The sequence below is a fragment of the Geodermatophilus sabuli genome (assembly GCF_010686765.1).
GTDB classification, from domain to species: domain Bacteria; phylum Actinomycetota; class Actinomycetes; order Mycobacteriales; family Geodermatophilaceae; genus Geodermatophilus; species Geodermatophilus sabuli_A.
Genome location: NZ_JAAGWF010000062.1, coordinates 1 through 697, shown reverse-complemented (window position 1 = coordinate 697; position 697 = coordinate 1). Strand labels below are relative to the sequence as shown.

The 697-nt window shown below is 46.1% G+C and carries 1 pseudogene; it reads left to right on the top strand.

Annotated elements, in window-relative coordinates:
• Positions 1-697: pseudogene (locus GCU56_RS22995) on the top strand (IS1380-like element IS612 family transposase); the annotation flags it as partial.

Sequence of the window (697 nt, the reverse complement as noted above, 5' to 3'; positions counted from 1 at the left end):
GTTCGCTGATGAGCGTTTATTTCTGTGGCGGCTCATGCGTGGAAGATGTAACGTCACAACTGATGCGCCATCTCTCGTATCATCCTACCCTTCGTACATGCAGCTCTGATACCATCCTCAGAGCCATCAAGGAACTGACACAGGAAAACATCTCCTATACTTCCGACCAAGGCAAGACCTATGATTTCAATACTGCAGACAAACTCAACACATTGCTTATAAACGCTTTGGTTTCTACAGGCGAGTTGAAGGAAATTGAGGAATACGATGTTGACTTTGACCATCAGTTCCTTGAAACGGAGAAGTATGATGCAAAACCGACCTACAAAAAGTTCCTCGGCTACAGGCCTGGCGTATATGTTATCGGTGACAAGATAGTCTATATCGAGAACAGCGATGGTAACACGAATGTGCGTTTTCATCAGGCAGACACCCATAAGAGATTCTTCGCTCTTCTGGAATCCCAGAACATCCGTGTAAATCGCTTCAGGGCAGACTGCGGTTCCTGCTCGAAGGAAATCGTCAGTGAGATAGAGAAGCATTGCAAACATTTCTACATCCGTGCCAACCGATGCAGTTCGCTCTACAATGACATCTTTGCTCTGAGAGGATGGAAGACGGAGGAGATTAACGGCATCCAGTTCGAACTCAATTCCATTCTCGTTGAGAAATGGGAAGGCAAGTGCTATCGTCTTGT